The sequence below is a fragment of the Streptomyces sp. 15-116A genome (assembly GCF_025290915.1).
In the GTDB taxonomy this organism is placed as follows: domain Bacteria; phylum Actinomycetota; class Actinomycetes; order Streptomycetales; family Streptomycetaceae; genus Streptomyces.
Genome location: NZ_JAOCQE010000142.1, coordinates 1 through 16,496, shown reverse-complemented (window position 1 = coordinate 16,496; position 16,496 = coordinate 1). Strand labels below are relative to the sequence as shown.

The following is a 16,496-nucleotide window of genomic DNA, read 5'->3' as shown; positions in this document are numbered from 1 at the left end:
CGTCGGGGTAGGCGGCGAGGCCGGTCAGCGACGCGGCGATCCGCTCGCGCAGCCACGCGGGCGGGGTGTCCCCGCGGACGTTCACCGCCAGGTCGACCAGCGCGGCACCCTCGTCGCGGACCTCCGCGTCCCCGTGGTGCCGCAGATCGTGGCCGGGGCCGCCGCCCGTCGGCTCAGTGGGCATGGGAGTGCGAGTGCGAGTGGGCGTGCCCGTGGCCGTGATGGTGGTGGCCGTCGTCGTCGGGGTGGAAGTGCGGCTGCTGCGGCAGGCCCACCTTGTCCTCGAAGCCAGGCAGCGCGATCCGGTACACGCAGCTGTCGCAGTTCATCCGCAGATCGCCCTTCACCGCCTCCTCGTACCGCTCCCACACCAGATCGAGCAGCTCCTGCTCCGGACCGATGACGTCCGCCGACCGCACCTCGGTCTCCGGGTGCGCCGCCGCCCACTCCTCGGTCTGCCGCCGCACCCGGTCCGGCAGGATCCCGGTGAACAGGAAGTACGGCAGCACGACGATCCGCCGCGCGCCCAGCCGCGCGCACCGGTCCAGGCCGCTCGGCACGTCCGGCGCGGCCAGCGACACGAACGCCGTCTCCACGGCCCCGTAGCCGCGCCCCTCCCACAGCAGCCGGGCCGCCTTGAACACCTCCGCGTTGGCGTCCGGGTCCGTCGACCCGCGCCCCACCAGCAGCACCGTCACCTCGGCCGGGTCCCAGTCCCCGAGCACCTGAGCCAGCCGCCGCTCCAGCACGCTCAGCAGCGCGGGGTGCGGACCCAGCGGACGGCCGTAGGTGTACGAGATGCCGGGGTGCCGTTCCTTCTCGCGGGCCAGCGCCGCCGGGATGTCGCCCTTGGCGTGCCCGGCGGACACCAGCATCAGCGGCACGGCCGCGAAACGGCGTACGCCCCGCTCCACCAGCTCGGTGACGGCCTCGCCCAGCGGCGGCGGGGACAGCTCGATGAAGCCGCCCGCGACGGGCAGTTCGGGATGGCGGCGGCCCAGCTCCCGCACGAAGGCGCGGAACGCCTCGGCTCCGGCGTCGTCCCGGGTGCCGTGGCCGGCGATGAGCAGAGCGGGCGGGGTGGTCACAGGTTCTCCTCGGATTCTTCCGGCGTCTCGGGTGAGACGGGGTGGTACAGCAGGGCGTTGAGCGCGGCGGCGGCGACCGCCGAACCACCCTTCTCGGACACGTTGCTCACGGCGGGCAGCCCGCTCTCGCGCAGCGCGGCCTTCGACTCGGCCGCCCCCACGAAACCGACGGGCAGACCGATGACGAGCGCGGGAGAGGCGTCCAGGGTCAGCAGCTCCTCCAAGGCGGTCGGCGCGTTGCCGATCACCCAGAGGGCGCCCGGCCCGACCTGCTCGAACGCCAGCCGCATGCCGTGTGCCGAGCGGGTGAGTCCCGGCCCGGCGACGGCGTCCTTCAGCCGGCATACGGTCTCCCGCCGGGTGATGCCCGCGCCCACCATCTCGACGTCGACGACGACGGGCGCTCCGGCGTGCAGCGCGGCGTGCGCCTTGACCAGCTCGCCCTCGTCCATGACGAGATCGGACGCGTACTCCAGGTCGGCGGCGGAGTGGATGACCCGCTCCACCACCGCGCGGGTCAGCGGCGGGAAGTGCGAGGTGTCCAGGCGGGCGCGCAGCCGCCGGTAGGACTCCTCCTCGATGGGGTGGACCACACGCTTCACCGGGAGGCCTCCTGCCAGCGGTAGCCGCGCGGCGTCACCATGCGCCCCGCGACGGTCCTGGTCGCGGTGTTGCCCACCGTCACGACCGTCATCATGTCGACCGTCGCCGGGTCGAGTTCGGCGAGCGTGGTGACCCGGCTGGACTCGTCCGGCCGCGAGGCTTGGCGCACGACACCGACCGGCGTCTGAGGGGTGCGGTGCTCGGCGAGGATGCCCAGCGCCTTCGGCAACTGCCAGTCCCGGCCGCGCGAGCGGGGGTTGTAGAAGGTCACGACGATGTCGGCCTCCGCGGCCGCCTTCACGCGCCGCTCGATGACCTCCCACGGCGTGTGCAGGTCGGACAGGCTGATCGACACATGGTCGTGGCCCAGCGGCGCGCCCAGGATCGCCCCGGCCGCCAGCGCCGCCGTCACACCCGGCACGCCGATCACGTCGATGTCGTCGGACGCCTCCGCCAGCGCCGGGGAGGCCATCGCGTACACGCCCGCGTCCCCGCTGCCGATCAGCGCCACCGCCTGCCCGCGCCGGGCCTCGGCGACCGCCGTGCGCGCCCGCTCCTCCTCGGCGCCCAGACCCGACTCCAGGATCCGGGTACCCGGCCGCAGCAGATCCCGGATCTGGTCGACGTACTGGTCCAGGCCGACCAGCACTGAAGCGCGCCGCAACTCCGCCTTCGCCCGCGGCGTCAGCAGATCCCGGGCCCCCGGCCCGAGCCCGACCACCGCGAGCCGGCCGCGCCCCGGACGCCGTACGACGGCACAGGTCGCCATCGCCGACTTCCGTTTGGGGACGAGGAGTTCACCGCCCCGCATCAGCGCCGAGGCCTCCGCGACGGAGGGCGTCCCGACGGCGGCGAGCGGAGCGGCGGACGGGTTCGGCACGTCCACGCGCGCCAGTTCCTCGGCCGCGTACGTCACCAACGGCACCCCGAGCCGCCGGGCCGCCGCCACGATGCCGGGCTCCTCCGACTTCGCGTCCACGGTGGCGAGTTCGGCGAGCGACGCGGCCGACAGACCGGCCTCGCGCAGCGCGCCCTCGACGAGCGCCAGCACCTCCTCGACGGGGGCGCCCTTCGACGCGCCGACCCCCACGACCAGCGTCGGCGGACGCAGCACGACCTCCCGGTCGCCCGGCTCGACCAGCCGGTCCGTGACACGGATCGTGTACGCGCCCTCCTCGCCGACCGGCAACGGCGGCAGCGGCCACGCCACTTCGGTGCGCAACGCCACCGCCTCCCCGTCCAGCAGCGCCCGCGACACGGCCGCCACGTCGCCCTCCACCGGCAGCCCCAGCGTGTCCAGACCCGCCAGGCCCACGGCGTCGGTCGCCGTCGTCACCACCGGCTCGGCGCCCAGCACGTCGCCGACCTGCCGCGCGAGCTCGTTCGCCCCGCCGCCGTGCCCGCCGACCAGCGACACCGCGAACCGGCCGCCCTCGTCCACGCACACCACACCCGGGTCGCTCGCCTTGTCCCGCAGCAGCGGCGCCACCAGCCGCACGGTGGCCCCCGTCGCCAGGAAGCACACGAGCTGCTCGCACTCCGCGAACGCGGCGCGTACCGCGTCCCCCACGGGGCCGTCGTAGACACGCGTACGGTCCGGCCACGCCGCGGCCAGCCGGTCGCGCGCCGCCGCTCCCGCCGCCGTGGCGGAAATGAGGCCGATCACTGGGCAACTCCTTCACTGTGTGCCGGAGGCCGCACGCCCCACAGCAGGAAAACGGGATTGGCCGCCGTCAGCCGGGTCACGTCACCCGGCAGCGGAGCCAGCCGCGACGACTGCAACAGCACCCCGTCGCAAGCGAACCCGGCCGACGTCAGCGCCTCGCGGGCGGCCGGTACGCGGTCCAGCGCGGCCATGGCGATCACCACGGTCCGCCGGGCGCGCCGCGCGCACGCGGTGACGATGGCGGGCAGCTCCCGCCCGCCCCCGCCGACGAACACCGCGTCGGGGGTGTCGAGTTCGTCGTCGAGTTCGGACAGCACAGCGGGCGCCGCCCCGTGCACCACCCGCACGTCGACCCCGTGCGCGGCGGCGTTGGCGCGGATCCGCTCCGCCCCGTCCGGCGTCTTCTCGACGGCCGTGACGGCGGCCCCCAGCCGCGCGCACTCCACGGCCACCGAGCCCGACCCGGCGCCGATGTCCCACACCAGCTCGCCGGGACGCGGCCCCAGCCGGGCCAGCGCCAGCGCCCGCACCTCGAACTTGGTGATCATCGAGTCGCGGTGGGCGAACTCGGCCTCGTCCAGGGCCCATCCGGCGGGCCGTTCGGTCCCGCCCGCGACCGTGCGTACGGGACCGAGCGCCCGTGCCGGGTCCAGGCACAGCACCACGCTCACCGCCGCACCCCAGTCCCGGGCAGCGGCCTCGGCGGGCGTGACCCGCTCCAGGCGCTCCTCGGGGGAGCCCAGCGCGGTCGCGACGATCAGGTCACGGTCGTAAGGCCGCAGCGCGGCCCCCAGTTCGGCCGGCCCGGCGCCTGGCCCGGTCAGCACGGCCACCTTCGGGTACGCCCGGCAGAGGTTGACCGCCGTACGTGCGGCACGGCCGTGCGCGCTCACCACCACGGCGTCCTCCCAGGGCAGGCCGGCGCGGGCGAACGCGGTCGCCACCGAGGACACCCCCGGCCGCACGTCCAGCAGCTCCGGACCGAACCGCTCCGCCAGCGCCCGCACGATCCCGAAGAACCCCGGATCCCCGGACGCCAGCACCACCACCGGCCGCTCCTTCGCGGCATACCCGGCGATCGCGTCCAGCGCGGGCGCCAGCGGACCGAGGACGATCCGCTCGGCCGCGTCCGGCAGCCGTACGGCGTCCAGATGCCGCCGCCCGCCGACCACCAGCTCGGCGCCGGCGAGGACGTCCTGGGGAACGGGCGCCCCCGTCCCCGCGCCCACCACGGTGATCACGTGCTCGCACCCCGCGACCGCAGCGCCCTGCGCGCCTCCGGATCGGCCTTCCGATAGCCGTGGAAGTGCCCCGGGTGGTACAGGTGCGAGCGCGTGCCGTGCGCGTCGAGCGCCGGGCCCACCAGGAACAGGGTGTGCTTCCAGAGCTTGTGCTCCTTGACCGTCTCCTCCAGCGTGCCGATCGTGCACTTCACGACCAGCTCCTCCGGCCAGGTCGCCTGGTACGCCACGACGACCGGCGTGGTCGTCGGATAGCCGCCCTCCAGCAGCTCCCGCACCAGCTGGCCGCTGCGCGCCGCCGACAGGAAGATCGCCATGGTCGTGCCGTGCCGGGCGAACTCGCGGACCTCCTCACCGGGCGGCATCGGCGTCTTCCCGCCGCCGAGCCGGGTCAGCACGACCGACTGCGCGATCTCCGGGATGGTCAGCTCCCGCTGCGCGAGCGCGGCGACGGCGGAGAAGGACGAGACACCGGGGACGATCTCCGTCTCGATGCCGAGCGCGTGACACCGGTCGACCTGCTCCTGCGTGCCGCCCCACAGCGCCGGATCGCCGGAGTGGATCCGGGCCACCCTCAGGCCCTCAGCGTGCGCCCGCTCGTACACGGCGACGACGTCCTCCAGCGACATGGCCGCCGAGTCGAGGATCTCCGCGCCCTCCCGCGCGTGCTCCAGGACCTCCGCCTGCACCAGGCTGGCGGCCCAGATCACGACATCGGCCTCCGCGATGGCGCGCGCGGCGCGGAACGTCAGCAGATCGGCGGCACCGGGGCCGGCACCGACGAAGGTCACCTTGCCGGCGGGGGCATCGGCCATGGGAAGGGGTCCTCTCCTGGAAAACACGGGCTCAAGAACTGGGCGGTGGAGCGGCTGTCACGCGTGCGCGACGGGCCGCCGATCGGATACCAAGAGCACATGGCGGTCTTCGTCGCGCTCGGCGCGTTCCTGATGACGCTGGCCGGCGGCTGGACGGCACACCGTGTGACCGACCGCCGCCATCTGGTGCTGGGCCTGGCCGGCGGCTTGATGCTCGGCGTGGTCGGCCTGGAACTCCTGCCGGAGTCCCTGGAGGCGGCGGGCACCGAGGTGTACGGCGTACCGGCCGCCCTGCTGCTCTTCGTCGCCGGATTCCTGCTGGCCCACCTGGTAGAACGCCTCCTGGCCCACCGCCAGGCCGCGCACGGCGCCGAGGAGGCCGACGGCCGCAGCCCCGAGGTGGGCCTCACGGCCGCCGCCGCGATGGTCGGTCACAGCGCGATGGACGGCGTGGCGATCGGCGCGGCCTTCCAGGTGGGCGGGGGCATGGGCGCGGCCGTCGCCGTGGCCGTGATCGCGCACGACTTCGCGGACGGTTTCAACACCTACACGCTCACCAGCGTGTACGGGAACGCCCGCCGCAGAGCGCTCATCATGCTCTTCGCCGACGCGGCGGCACCGGTCGCCGGCGCGGCCTCGACCCTGTTCTTCACGATCCCCGAGCCGCTCCTCGGCGGTTACCTCGGCCTGTTCGGCGGCGCGCTGCTCTACCTCGCGGCGGCCGAGATCCTCCCCGAGGCCCACCACGCCCACCCGGCCCGCTCCACCCTGCTGTGCACGATCGCCGGGGTGCTGTTCATCTGGCTGGTGGTGGGCACGGCCCACTGATGGCTGGTGGTGAGTACGGCCCACTGACGGGCGACGGCCCGCTGATGGCTGGTAGCGAGCACATGCCGCTGACGGGCGGCGTTCGTGGTTCACAGCTTGCCGCCCCGCCCGCCGTCCCGCCGCGGCGGCGCGATCAGCGTGGAGAGGTACGGCAGCGGCTGCCCGTCCAGCTCGGCGGCCGGCCGCACGGACTCCTCCGGCAGCCCGAGCGCCGACCCCCACACGGCACCCTCCAGCCGCCCGGCCTCCCGCAGCGCCTCCGCGACCTCGCCCGCCTGCCGCCCGAACTTGTACGCGACGACGGTCCCCGGCCCGGCCAGCGCCTCCTTCAGCACGGCGGCCCCCGCGGTCACCGGCACCAGCGTCAGCGGCTCGGTCCCCTCCGTGAGCACGGCCCCGGACCGCGCCGCCAGATCCTGCATCGCGGTGATCCCCGGCACCGTCTCCACGACCGTGTCCGGCACCGACGCCGCGATCGTCTGCGCGAGATAGGTGAACGTCGAGTACACATTGGGGTCCCCGATGGTCGCGAACGCGACCCGGCCGTGCTCCCGCAGCAGCGCGGCGACCCGCTCACCGGCCGCGTCCCAGGCGGCCTCCCGCCGCGCCCGGTCGGTCCGCTCGTTCAGCGCGAACACCACCCGGACGACCCTCTCCTCGGGCACGTAGTGCAGCACGGTCGCCTCGGCCCGCCCCCGCTCGCCCGTGTCCATGACCGGGACGACGACGACATCGGCGGCCCGCAGGGCGTTCACACCCTTGACGGTCACCAGCTCCGGGTCACCGGGTCCGACCCCGACCCCGATCAGATGGCTGCTCATGACGTCCGGCACCTCTCCACGAACCGATGGGCGACACCGGGCGCCGACGCCCAGTGCGTGTGCAGATAGCTCGCGTGCACACCGCGCTGTACAAATCCCTCGACCCGCGGCGCCGGGGCCCGCACACCCCAGGCGGGCACGTCCCCGGCCCCCGGCTCGACGACCGTCCGATGAAACTCGTGCCCCCGCATCCGTGTCCCGGCCCCGGCGAGGCAGCTGTCACCGACGGCCACGGCATCCCGGTACCCGAGCGTGAGCCGCCCGCTCATCCGCGCGGACGCATCCAGCACACCGCACATGGGCAGCCCGTCCAACTCCCGGCACAGATAGAGCAACCCGGCACACTCGGCGGCGACGGGCGCGCCACGCTCCGCGAGCGCGGCGACCTCCTTGCGCAGCCGCTCATTACCGGACAACTCGGCGGCATACACCTCGGGAAACCCACCCCCGATCACCAACCCGGCGGTCCCCTCGGGCAGTTCCTCGTCCCGCAGCGGATCAAAGGTCACGACCTGGGCCCCGGCAGCAGCAAGAAGCTCGGCGTGCTCGGCATAGGAAAACGTAAAGGCCACCCCACCGGCGACAGCGACGACGGGCGCCCGGCGGTGCTTCTCAGCCGACCGAGTCGCGCGGCGGTGCTCTTCGGCGGACGCTCCCGTGTCGTGGCCGTGCTTCTCTGCCAACCGAGTCGGGTGGTGGGTGGGCGAGGTGGGGGTCCAGGGGGCGGAGCCCCCTGGTACGGCACCGGCACTCCGGGCCAGCGACTCCAGCGCGGCCAGGTCACACCCCGCAGCGACCTGCGCAGCCATCGCGGCCACCGCCTCCACCGCCGCCCCCCGCCGCTCGGCAACGGGCACCAACCCGAGATGCCGAGACGGCGTACTGACCTGCTCGGCCCGCCGCAAAACCCCCAGCACAGGCACCCCGACCGACTCCAACGCCTCCCGCAGCAAAACCTCATGCCGATCCGACGCGACCTTGTTCAGAATCACGCCCCCGACCCGCACCCCGGGATCCCAGCTCACAAACCCATGCACCAGCGCCGCCACCGACCGCGACTGCGACGACGCGTCCACGACAAGGACCACCGGCGCCCCCAACAGCTTCGCGACCTGCGCGGTGGACGCCAGTTCCCCCTCCCCGGCGGCACCGTCGTACAGCCCCATCACGCCCTCGACGACGGCGATGTCACACCCACGGGCCCCGTGCAGGAACAGGGGCGCGATCAACTCGGCCCCGCACAGGTACGCATCGAGGTTCCGCCCCACCCGCCCGGTGGCGAGCGCGTGATACCCGGGATCGATGTAGTCCGGCCCCACCTTGTGCGGGGACACGGCAAGCCCCCGCGCGGCGAACGCGGCCATCAACCCCGTGGCCACGGTGGTCTTGCCACTACCGGACGAGGGCGCGGCGACGACCAACCGAGGAACGGACGAAGCGGAGGCAGCCGAGATCACCACTCGATGCCCCTCTGCCCCTTCTGCCCGACATCCATAGGGTGCTTCACCTTGGACATGTCGGTCACGAGATCCGCGAACTCCACCAGCTTCTCCGGCGCGTTCCGCCCCGTGATCACCACGTGCTGCGCCCCCGGCCGGCCCCGCAGCACCTCCACGACCTCATCGGTGTCCACCCACCCCCAGTGCATGGGATAGGCGAACTCGTCCAGCACGTACAGCTTGTACGTCTCGGCGGCCAGGTCCCGCTTGACCTGCTCCCAGCCCTCCCGGGCCTTCTCCTCGTTGTCCATCTGGGCGTCCCGCTGGACCCAGGACCAGCCCTCGCCCATCTTGTGCCAGGCGACCGACCCGCCCTCACCGGAGTCGCCGAGCACGCGCAGTGCCCGCTCCTCGCCGACCTTCCACTTCGCCGACTTGACGAACTGGAACACCCCGATCGGCCACCCCTGGTTCCAGGCCCGCAACGCCAGCCCGAAGGCGGCGGTGGACTTGCCCTTCCCGACGCCCGTGTGCACGACGACCAACGGCCGGTTCCGCCGCTGACGTGTCGTCAGCCCGTCGTCCGGTACGACACTCGGCTGCCCCTGCGGCATTACGCGGCCCTCCTCTGTACGTCCTTCACCAGTCCCGCGATCGAGTCGGCCCGCAACTCGTCCAGCGTCACGGCCGTCCCGCCCAGCTCACCGGCCAACTGCCCGGCGAGCCCCAGCCGCACCGGCCCCGACTCGCAGTCCACGACCACCGACGCGACCCCTTCGGCCGCGAACAACCGCGCCGCCCGACCGGCCAGCGCGACCGGCTCGGGACCCCCGGTGGCCCGCCCGTCCGTCACGACCACTACCAGCGGACGCCGCGCGGGATCTCGCAGCCGTTCCACCCGCAGCACCTCGTGCGCCCGCAGCAGCCCGGCCGCCAGTGGCGTACGCCCACCCGTCGGCAGCGACCCCAGCCGGGCCGCCGCCGCGTCCACCGACGAGGTGGGCGGCAGCGCCACCTCGGCCGCCGACCCCCGGAAGGTCACCAGACCCACCTTGTCCCGCCGCTGATACGCGTCAAGGAGCAGCGACAGGACAGCCCCCTTCACGGCACTCATCCGCTGCCGCGCGGCCATCGACCCGGAGGCGTCGACGACGAACAGCACGAGGTTCCCCTCGCGCCCCTCACGCACCGCCTGCCGCAGATCGTCCCGCCGCACTACCAGCCCAGGACCGGAGCGCCCCCGCGCCCGCTGATGCGGAGCCGCGGCCTGCACGGTCGCCGCCAGATGCAGCTTGGTCAGCGCACCCCGTGGCCGCCGCGCCCCGGTCGTCCGCCCGTGCTCGGTCCGCGCCCGGGAACGCCGCCCGGCGGCACCCTCACCGATGCCGGGCACACTCAGCACTTTCGCCCGGAACGGCTCGGAGGCCCTGACAGCGGACTGCTCCCCGGTACCGGACGGCTGCGGCTCCCCGTCCTCCCCGGCCTCGGGCCGGGCACCGGTGTCCCCGCCCCGCGGGGCATCGTCCGGTGCGGGCTGCCCGCCACCGCCTCCGGGCCCGCCCCCGTCCCCATCCGGGTCGGGATCGGAATCGTCCTCGCCGGAGAACTCCTCCAGCGTCTGATCGAGCTTGTCCTCGTCGAGGCCGGGCGCGTCGAAGGGATTGCGCCGCCGGCGATGCGGCAACGCCAGCAACGCGGCCTGCCGCACATCCTCCGCCAGCACGTCGGTCCGCCCCGCCCACGCGGCCAGCGCGGTCGCCGTACGCGCCATCACGATGTCGGCGCGCATGCCGTCCACCTCGAACGCGGCACAGGTCGCCGCGATCTGCCGCAGCGCACCGTCCCCCAGCCGCACCGACGGCAGCAACTCCCGCGCGGCGACGATCCGTTGCCGTACGGCGGCCTCCTCCTCGGCCCAGCGCGCGGCGAAGGCGGCCGGATCGTCGTCGTAGGCGAGCCGGCGCCGGACGACCTCGACCCGCGTCTCCGGCTCCCGCGAGGCCGCGACCTCCACGGTCAGCCCGAACCGGTCGAGAAGCTGCGGCCTGAGCTCACCCTCCTCCGGGTTCATGGTCCCGACCAGCAGGAACCGCGCGGCGTGCCGCACGGAGACACCCTCGCGCTCGACGTACGAGGCACCCATCGCGGCGGCGTCGAGCAGCAGGTCCACCAGATGATCGTGGAGAAGATTCACCTCGTCGACGTACAGAATCCCGCGATGCGCCTCCGCGAGCAGCCCCGGTTCGAACGCCTTGACCCCCTCCGCGAGCGCCCGCTCGATGTCCAGCGCCCCGACCAGCCGGTCCTCGGACGCCCCGACGGGCAGCTCGACCATGCGCGCGGGCCGCGCCGTACCGCCCCCGCTCTCGTGCGGCCCGTCCGGGCACCCGGGATCGGGCGCGGCGGGATCACACGAGAACCGGCAGCCGGGCACCACGGCGACCTCCGGCAGCAACGCCGAGAGCGCCCGCACGGCGGTGCTTTTAGCGGTCCCCTTTTCGCCGCGCACAAGGACGCCACCGACGGCTGGGCTCACTGCGTTGAGGAGCAGCGCGAGCCGCAGGTCGTCCTGCCCGACGACAGCCGTGAACGGGAACGGGGTGGTCACGCTGCGATCACTCCTTCGAGGGATTGATGTGCCGACAGGTCGCTGTGTGCGGTGGCGAATGCGACGCTGCTGGTGTGCTCCCCGCACCCGCGGGGATGGTCCGACGCGTTGCGTCTCCTCACCCAGGGGCCGTGTCTGCTCCCCGCACCCGCGGGGATATTCGGAGACATCACTCGTCTCCCTCCAGATCTCCCTCAAGTTCGAGGTAGGTCGCCCGGAGCCGGTCCAGGGTCTCCTGGTCCGGCTCCGCCCACAGACCCCGGTCCGCCGCCTCCAGCAGGCGCTCGGTGATGCCGCGCAGTGCCCACGGGTTGGACTTCCTCATGAAGTCCTGGTTCTCCTGTGAGAACACGTACTCAGCGGCCAGCTTGTCGTACATCCAGTCATCGACCACGCCCGCTGTAGCGTCGTATCCGAAGAGGTAGTCGACGGTGGCCGCCATCTCGAAGGCACCCTTGTACCCGTGCCTGCGCATCGCCTTCATCCAGCGTGGATTGACCACCCTCGCCCGGAAGACACGGTGTGTCTCTTCGGCAAGGCTTCTGGTCTTGACCTGATCAGGCACGGCCGAGTCACCCACATACGCTTCGGGGCTGGCCCCCGTCAGGTGCCGCACCATCGCGACCATGCCACCGTGGTACTGGAAGTAATCGTCCGCATCCGCGATGTCATGTTCACGCGTGTCGACATTCTTCGCCGCCACCGCGATCCGCCGGAACGCCGTCTCCATGTCCCCGCGCGCCGCCCGCCCGTCGAGCCCGCGCCCGTAGGCGTAGCCGCCCCACACCGCGTACACCTCGGCCAGGTCCGCGTCCGACCGCCAGTTCCGCGCGTCGATCAGTGGCAGCAGACCCGCCCCGTACGCCCCTGGCTTGGAGCCGAAGATACGGGCCGTCGCGCGCCGTCGGTCGCCGTGCTCCGCCGCGTCCTCCTCCACGTGCGCCCGCACGTAGTTGGACGCGGCCGGCTCCTCCAGCTCCGCCACCGCCCGCACCGCGTCGTCGATCAGCCCCACCACGTGCGGGAACGCGTCCCGGAAGAAGCCCGAGATACGCACGGTCACGTCGATGCGCGGCCGTCCCAGCTCCTCCAGCGGCACCACCTCGAAGCCCGTCACCCGCCTCGACGCGTCGTCCCACACCGGACGGCACCCCAGCAGCGCCAGGATCTCCGCGATGTCGTCGCCCTGGGTGCGCATCGCGGACGTGCCCCACACCGTCAGCCCGACGGACTTCGGATACTCACCCGTGTCCTGCAGATACCGCTGCACCAGCGAGTCCGCGAGCGACTGCCCGACCTCCCAACTCAGCCGGGACGGAATGGCCTTGGGGTCGACGGAGTAGAAGTTCCGCCCCGTCGGCAGCACATTGACCAGCCCGCGCGTCGGCGAACCCGACGGACCCGCCGGGACGTAACCGCCGTCCAGCGCCCGCAGGATGTGCCCGATCTCGTCCGTCGTACGGGCCAGCCGCGGCACGACCTCCTCGCACGCGAACCGCAGCACGGCCACCGCGTCCGGGAGTTCGGTGCCGAGCACATCACGGACGAGGCCCGGAACAGCCGTCGCCTCCCACGCCAGCGACTCCATCCCCTCCGCGACCCGCCGGCACAACTGCTCCAGCAGATCGATCGCGTCGGCGGCCGTACGCGAGGGCCCCTCGACCAGATCCGTCAGCTCCACCGGCACCTTCACCGGCGCCCCGGGCTCGGCCAGCAGCTCCTTCTCCACCAGCCCGAAGTGCGCAGCCAGAGATGCCCTCAGCCCCGGCAGGGCGTTCGCCTGCCCGCCCCACACCTGCGAGGCCCGCAGCACCGCCAGCACCAGGTTCACGCGGGGCTCACCGACCGGACCGCCGCCGAGGATGTGCAGGCCGTCCCGGATCTGGACGTCCTTGATCTCGCACAGATAGCCGTCGATGTGCATGACGAACTCGTCGAACTCGTCGTCGTCCGGCTGTTCGTCGACATGCAGGTCGTGGTGCAGCTCGGCCGCCTTGACCAGCGTCCAGATCTGCGCCCGCACCGCCGGTGCCTTCGCCGGGTCCAGGTCGGAGACCAGCGCGTACTCGTCGAGGAGCTGCTCCAGCTTCGCCAGATCGCCGTAGGTGTCGGCGCGCGCCATCGGCGGGACCAGATGGTCGACGACCGTGGCGTGCCCGCGCCGCTTGGCCTGGGTGCCCTCACCGGGGTCGTTGACGATGAACGGGTAGATCAGCGGCAGGTCCCCGAGCACCGCGTCCGGCGCGCAGCCGCCGCTCAGGCCCAGCCCCTTGCCCGGCAGCCACTCCATCGTGCCGTGCTTGCCCATGTGCACGATCGCGTCGGCGCCGAAGCTGTTCTCCAGCCAGCGGTAGGCCGCCATGTAGTGGTGCGACGGCGGCATGTCCGGGTCGTGGTAGATCGCGATCGGGTTCTCCCCGAAGCCGCGCGGCGGCTGGATCATGACGACGACGTTCCCGAACTGGAGCGAGGCCAGCACGATGTCCTCGCCGTCAACGTACAGCGAGCCCGGGGGCTCGCCCCACGCCTCGGTCATCGCCTCCCGCAGCTCCGGGTCCAGCTTCTCGAACCACGCCCGGTAGTCGGCCAGCGGCACCCGCGCGGGCGCGGCGGCCAGCTGCTCCTCCGTCAGCCACTCCACGTCGTGGCCGCCGGCCTCGATCAGCCGGTGGATCAACTCGTCGCCCCCGGAGGGGTATTCGGTGAGCGAGTAGCCCGCGTCCCTGAGCGCGTCCAGCACCCGTACCGCCGACGCGGGCGTGTCGAGGCCGACCGCGTTGCCGACCCGCGAGTGCTTCGTCGGGTACGCGGTGAAGACCAGCGCGAGCTTCTTCTCGGCGTTCGGCTTGTGCTTCAGCGCCGCGTGCCGCACGGCGATCCCGGCGACCCGCGCGGCCCGCTCCGGGTCGGCGACATACACCGGCACGTCGTCGGGGCCCTGCTCCTTGAAGGAGAACGGGACCGTGATCAGCCGCCCGTCGAACTCGGGGATGGCGACCTGCATCGCCGCGTCCATGGGGGAGAGGGCGGCGTCCGACTCGTCCCAGGCCGCCCGGGACGACGTGAGGCACAGCCCTTGCAGCACCGGGACGTTCAGGTCGGCCAGCGCCCCGATGTCCCAGGCCTCCTCGTCGCCGCCCGCCGACGCCTGCGAGGCGTGCGTGCCGCCCGCCGCGAGGACGGTGGCGATCAGGGCGTCGGCCTTCGACAGCAGCGCGTAGAGCTCCGGGTCCGCGCCGCGCAGCGAACCGCAGTACACCGGCAGCGCGTTGGCGCCGCGCGCCTCGATCGCGTCGCACAGGGTGTCGACGAAGGCGGTGTTGCCGCTCAGCTCGTGCGCCCGGTAGAAGAGCACGCCGACGGTCGGGCGGCCCTCGACGAGCGGGCGCTCGCCGTGGACGCCGTACGCGGGCATCCGCTGCGGTTCGTCGAAGCCCTCGCCGGTCAGCAGCACCGTGTCGGACAGGAAGCGGGCCAGCTGGGTGAGGTTGGCCGGTCCGCCCTCGACCAGGTAGCGCAGCGCCTCCGCCACCACACCGGCCGGGACCGACGACTCGGCCATCAGCTCGGCGTCCGGGACGGCCTCTCCGCCGAGCAGCACGGTCGGCACACCGGACGCCTTCAGAGCGGCCAGCCCGTCCTCCCAGGCCCGCTTGCCGCCCAGCAGCCGTACGACCGCGAGGTCCGCGCCCTCCAGCAGCGCGGGCAGCTCGGTCGTCACGTCCACGCGGGTCGGGTTGCCGATCCGGTACGAGGCGTCCGAGGCCCGCGCCGCCAGCAGATCGGTGTCGGCGGTCGACAACAACAACACAGTGCTCATGCGGGCGCTCCCGGTGGAATGAAGGGCAGTCCTTGTGGCGCGCCGGACTCGATGAGCCGCCACAGCGCGTCCGTGTCCGCGTGCTGTTCGATCAGGTCGCCGAGCCGGTCGAGCTGCTCCTCGCGCAGCGCGGCGAACGAGGTGCCGGGGGCCGGGACGAAGCGGCGGCCCGCGGCGGCGGCCACCTCGCGCAGGAAGGCCCGCCGGAAACCGTCCGACTCCAGCGAGCCGTGCCAGTGCGTGCCCCAGGTCTCACCGACCCGGCAGCCGTCCAGGAACGGTTCCCCGCCGGTGACTTCGGCGACCCCGTGATGGATCTCGTAACCCTCGACGGGCTCCCCGAGGGCCTCGCCGGCCGGCCGGGTGAGGGTCTTCTCGCGGGCGAACCGCACCCGCACAGGCAGCAGGCCGAGACCGTCCACGTGGCCCTGGCGGCTCTCGACGTCGTCCTCGATGTGCTCGCCGAGGATCTGGAAGCCGCCGCAGATCCCGAGCACGGGCCGCCCCTCGGCCGCCCGCCGCGCGATCGCGTCCGCGAGGCCGCGCTCCCGCAGCCACCGCAGCGCCCTCACGGTCCCGCGCGTGCCCGGGATCACCACCAGGTCGGCGTCGGCCAGCTCCTCGGGCCGGTCCACGAACCGCACCACGACCCCGGGTTCGGCGGCGAGTGCGTCCACGTCCGTGAAGTTGGACATCAGCGGCACCGCGCACACGGCGACCCGCAGCACGTCCTCGCCGACCGGCGCGGCCACCGCCGACTCGCGCACGGCACCGCGCAGGGACACCCGGAGCCCGTCCTCCTCGTCGATGCCGAGCCCGTGCCGGAACGGCAGCACGCCGTACGTCCGCCGACCGGTCAGGTCGTGCAGCATCTCCAGCCCCGGCTCCAGCAGCGACACATCGCCCCGGAACTTGTTCACCAGGTACCCGGCGACCAGCTCCTGGTCCTCGCGGGAGAGCAGGGCCACAGTGCCGAAGAAGGAGGCGAAGACGCCGCCGCGGTCGATGTCGCCGACGACGAGGACGGGGAGCCGCGCGCCCCGCGCGATCCCCATGTTGACGATGTCCGTGCGCCGCAGATTGATCTCGGCCGGGCTGCCGGCCCCCTCACAGATCACCGCGTCATACGTGCCCCGCAACTGCTCCAGACAGTCCAGCACCGTGCCGAGCAGCTTCTGCTGGCGTCCGCCGTGGTAGCCGCGGGCGCTCAGCTCGCCGACCGGCTTGCCGAGCAGCACCACCTGGCTGCTCTGCTCGCCGCCCGGCTTGAGCAGCACCGGGTTCATCAGCGCGGTCGGCTCCAGGCGGCAGGCCTGGGCCTGCATGGCCTGCGCCCGGCCGATCTCGGCGCCCTCGCGGGTCACGAACGAGTTCAGCGACATGTTCTGCGCCTTGAACGGCGCGACCTTCACGCCCTGGCGCACCAGCCACCGGCAGATCCCGGCGGTCACCACGCTCTTGCCGGCGTCCGAGGTGGTCCCGGCGACCAGCAGCCCCCCACCAGTCATGATCTGCGCCCCTTCCAGAGGGTCCGTGCCGCGGCGCCGGCCCCGAGCGCGAGCCAGCC

General features: G+C 73.2%; 12 protein-coding genes and 1 pseudogene. 1 reads left to right on the top strand and 12 read right to left on the bottom strand.

Annotation, left to right across the window (positions count from 1 at the left end):
• The 6 genes and pseudogenes from N4P33_RS21625 to cobM all read right to left on the bottom strand — a co-directional run.
• Positions 1-184: pseudogene (locus tag N4P33_RS21625) on the bottom strand (aminotransferase); the annotation flags it as partial.
• On the bottom strand, positions 174-1,088 hold the full coding sequence (locus N4P33_RS21620) for a sirohydrochlorin chelatase (protein WP_260828299.1): 915 nt from the start codon (positions 1,086-1,088) through the stop codon (positions 174-176). The pseudogene N4P33_RS21625 and the gene N4P33_RS21620, both read right to left, overlap by 11 nt.
• Positions 1,085-1,690, bottom strand: a complete 606-nt coding sequence (locus tag N4P33_RS21615; RefSeq protein WP_260828298.1) for a precorrin-8X methylmutase — start codon at positions 1,688-1,690, stop codon at positions 1,085-1,087. The genes N4P33_RS21620 and N4P33_RS21615 overlap by 4 nt, the downstream gene beginning before the upstream one ends.
• Complete coding sequence (gene cobJ, locus N4P33_RS21610) at positions 1,687-3,357, bottom strand: precorrin-3B C(17)-methyltransferase (protein WP_260828297.1); 1,671 nt, start codon at positions 3,355-3,357, stop codon at positions 1,687-1,689. The genes N4P33_RS21615 and cobJ overlap by 4 nt, the downstream gene beginning before the upstream one ends.
• Positions 3,354-4,598 (bottom strand): precorrin-6y C5,15-methyltransferase (decarboxylating) subunit CbiE, encoded by a 1,245-nt coding sequence (gene cbiE / locus N4P33_RS21605; RefSeq protein ID WP_260828296.1) that lies wholly within the window; start codon positions 4,596-4,598, stop codon positions 3,354-3,356. The genes cobJ and cbiE overlap by 4 nt, the downstream gene beginning before the upstream one ends.
• The gene (gene cobM / locus N4P33_RS21600; RefSeq protein ID WP_260828295.1) at positions 4,595-5,413 is read right to left on the bottom strand and encodes a precorrin-4 C(11)-methyltransferase; all 819 of its coding nucleotides are present in this window, start codon (positions 5,411-5,413) and stop codon (positions 4,595-4,597) included. Before cobM ends, cbiE begins: the two co-directional genes overlap by 4 nt.
• 99 nt (positions 5,414-5,512) lie before the next feature.
• Between cobM and N4P33_RS21595 the strand changes: the two genes are divergently transcribed.
• Complete coding sequence (locus tag N4P33_RS21595) at positions 5,513-6,241, top strand: ZIP family metal transporter (protein ID WP_260828294.1); 729 nt, start codon at positions 5,513-5,515, stop codon at positions 6,239-6,241.
• Between the two features lie 89 nt (positions 6,242-6,330).
• Here N4P33_RS21595 and cobI read toward each other — a convergent pair whose 3' ends face one another.
• The 6 genes from cobI to N4P33_RS21565 all read right to left on the bottom strand — a co-directional run bounded on the left by cobI (position 6,331) and on the right by N4P33_RS21565 (position 16,437).
• Positions 6,331-7,062, bottom strand: a complete 732-nt coding sequence (cobI, locus tag N4P33_RS21590) for a precorrin-2 C(20)-methyltransferase (protein WP_260828293.1) — start codon at positions 7,060-7,062, stop codon at positions 6,331-6,333.
• The gene (locus tag N4P33_RS21585; RefSeq protein ID WP_260828292.1) at positions 7,059-8,522 is read right to left on the bottom strand and encodes a cobyrinate a,c-diamide synthase; all 1,464 of its coding nucleotides are present in this window, start codon (positions 8,520-8,522) and stop codon (positions 7,059-7,061) included. Before N4P33_RS21585 ends, cobI begins: the two co-directional genes overlap by 4 nt.
• Positions 8,516-9,115, bottom strand: a complete 600-nt coding sequence (gene cobO / locus N4P33_RS21580; protein ID WP_260828291.1) for a cob(I)yrinic acid a,c-diamide adenosyltransferase — start codon at positions 9,113-9,115, stop codon at positions 8,516-8,518. The genes N4P33_RS21585 and cobO overlap by 7 nt, the downstream gene beginning before the upstream one ends.
• On the bottom strand, positions 9,115-11,109 hold the full coding sequence (locus N4P33_RS21575) for a putative cobaltochelatase (RefSeq protein ID WP_260828290.1): 1,995 nt from the start codon (positions 11,107-11,109) through the stop codon (positions 9,115-9,117). Before N4P33_RS21575 ends, cobO begins: the two co-directional genes overlap by 1 nt.
• Before the next feature lie 169 nt (positions 11,110-11,278).
• Entirely contained in the window at positions 11,279-14,929 is a 3,651-nt protein-coding gene (gene cobN, locus N4P33_RS21570; protein WP_260828289.1) for a cobaltochelatase subunit CobN, read from the bottom strand.
• Positions 14,926-16,437 carry a cobyric acid synthase gene (locus N4P33_RS21565; RefSeq protein WP_260828288.1) on the bottom strand — a complete coding sequence of 504 codons (1,512 nt, stop codon included), beginning with the start codon at positions 16,435-16,437 and terminating at the stop codon, positions 14,926-14,928. Before N4P33_RS21565 ends, cobN begins: the two co-directional genes overlap by 4 nt.
• Positions 16,438-16,496 lie beyond the last annotated feature (59 nt).

What these genes read in the sequence shown, in the direction of transcription:
- cobM (WP_260828295.1), bottom strand. Translation starts at nt 5,413, where the DNA reads ATGGCCGATGCCCCCGCCGGCAAGGTGACCTTCGTCGGTGCCGGCCCC.
- N4P33_RS21595 (WP_260828294.1), top strand. Translation starts at nt 5,513, where the DNA reads ATGGCGGTCTTCGTCGCGCTCGGCGCGTTCCTGATGACGCTGGCCGGC.
- cobI (WP_260828293.1), bottom strand. Translation starts at nt 7,062, where the DNA reads ATGAGCAGCCATCTGATCGGGGTCGGGGTCGGACCCGGTGACCCGGAG.
- cobO (WP_260828291.1), bottom strand. Translation starts at nt 9,115, where the DNA reads ATGCCGCAGGGGCAGCCGAGTGTCGTACCGGACGACGGGCTGACGACA.
- cobN (WP_260828289.1), bottom strand. Translation starts at nt 14,929, where the DNA reads ATGAGCACTGTGTTGTTGTTGTCGACCGCCGACACCGATCTGCTGGCG.
- N4P33_RS21565 (WP_260828288.1), bottom strand. Translation starts at nt 16,437, where the DNA reads ATGACTGGTGGGGGGCTGCTGGTCGCCGGGACCACCTCGGACGCCGGC.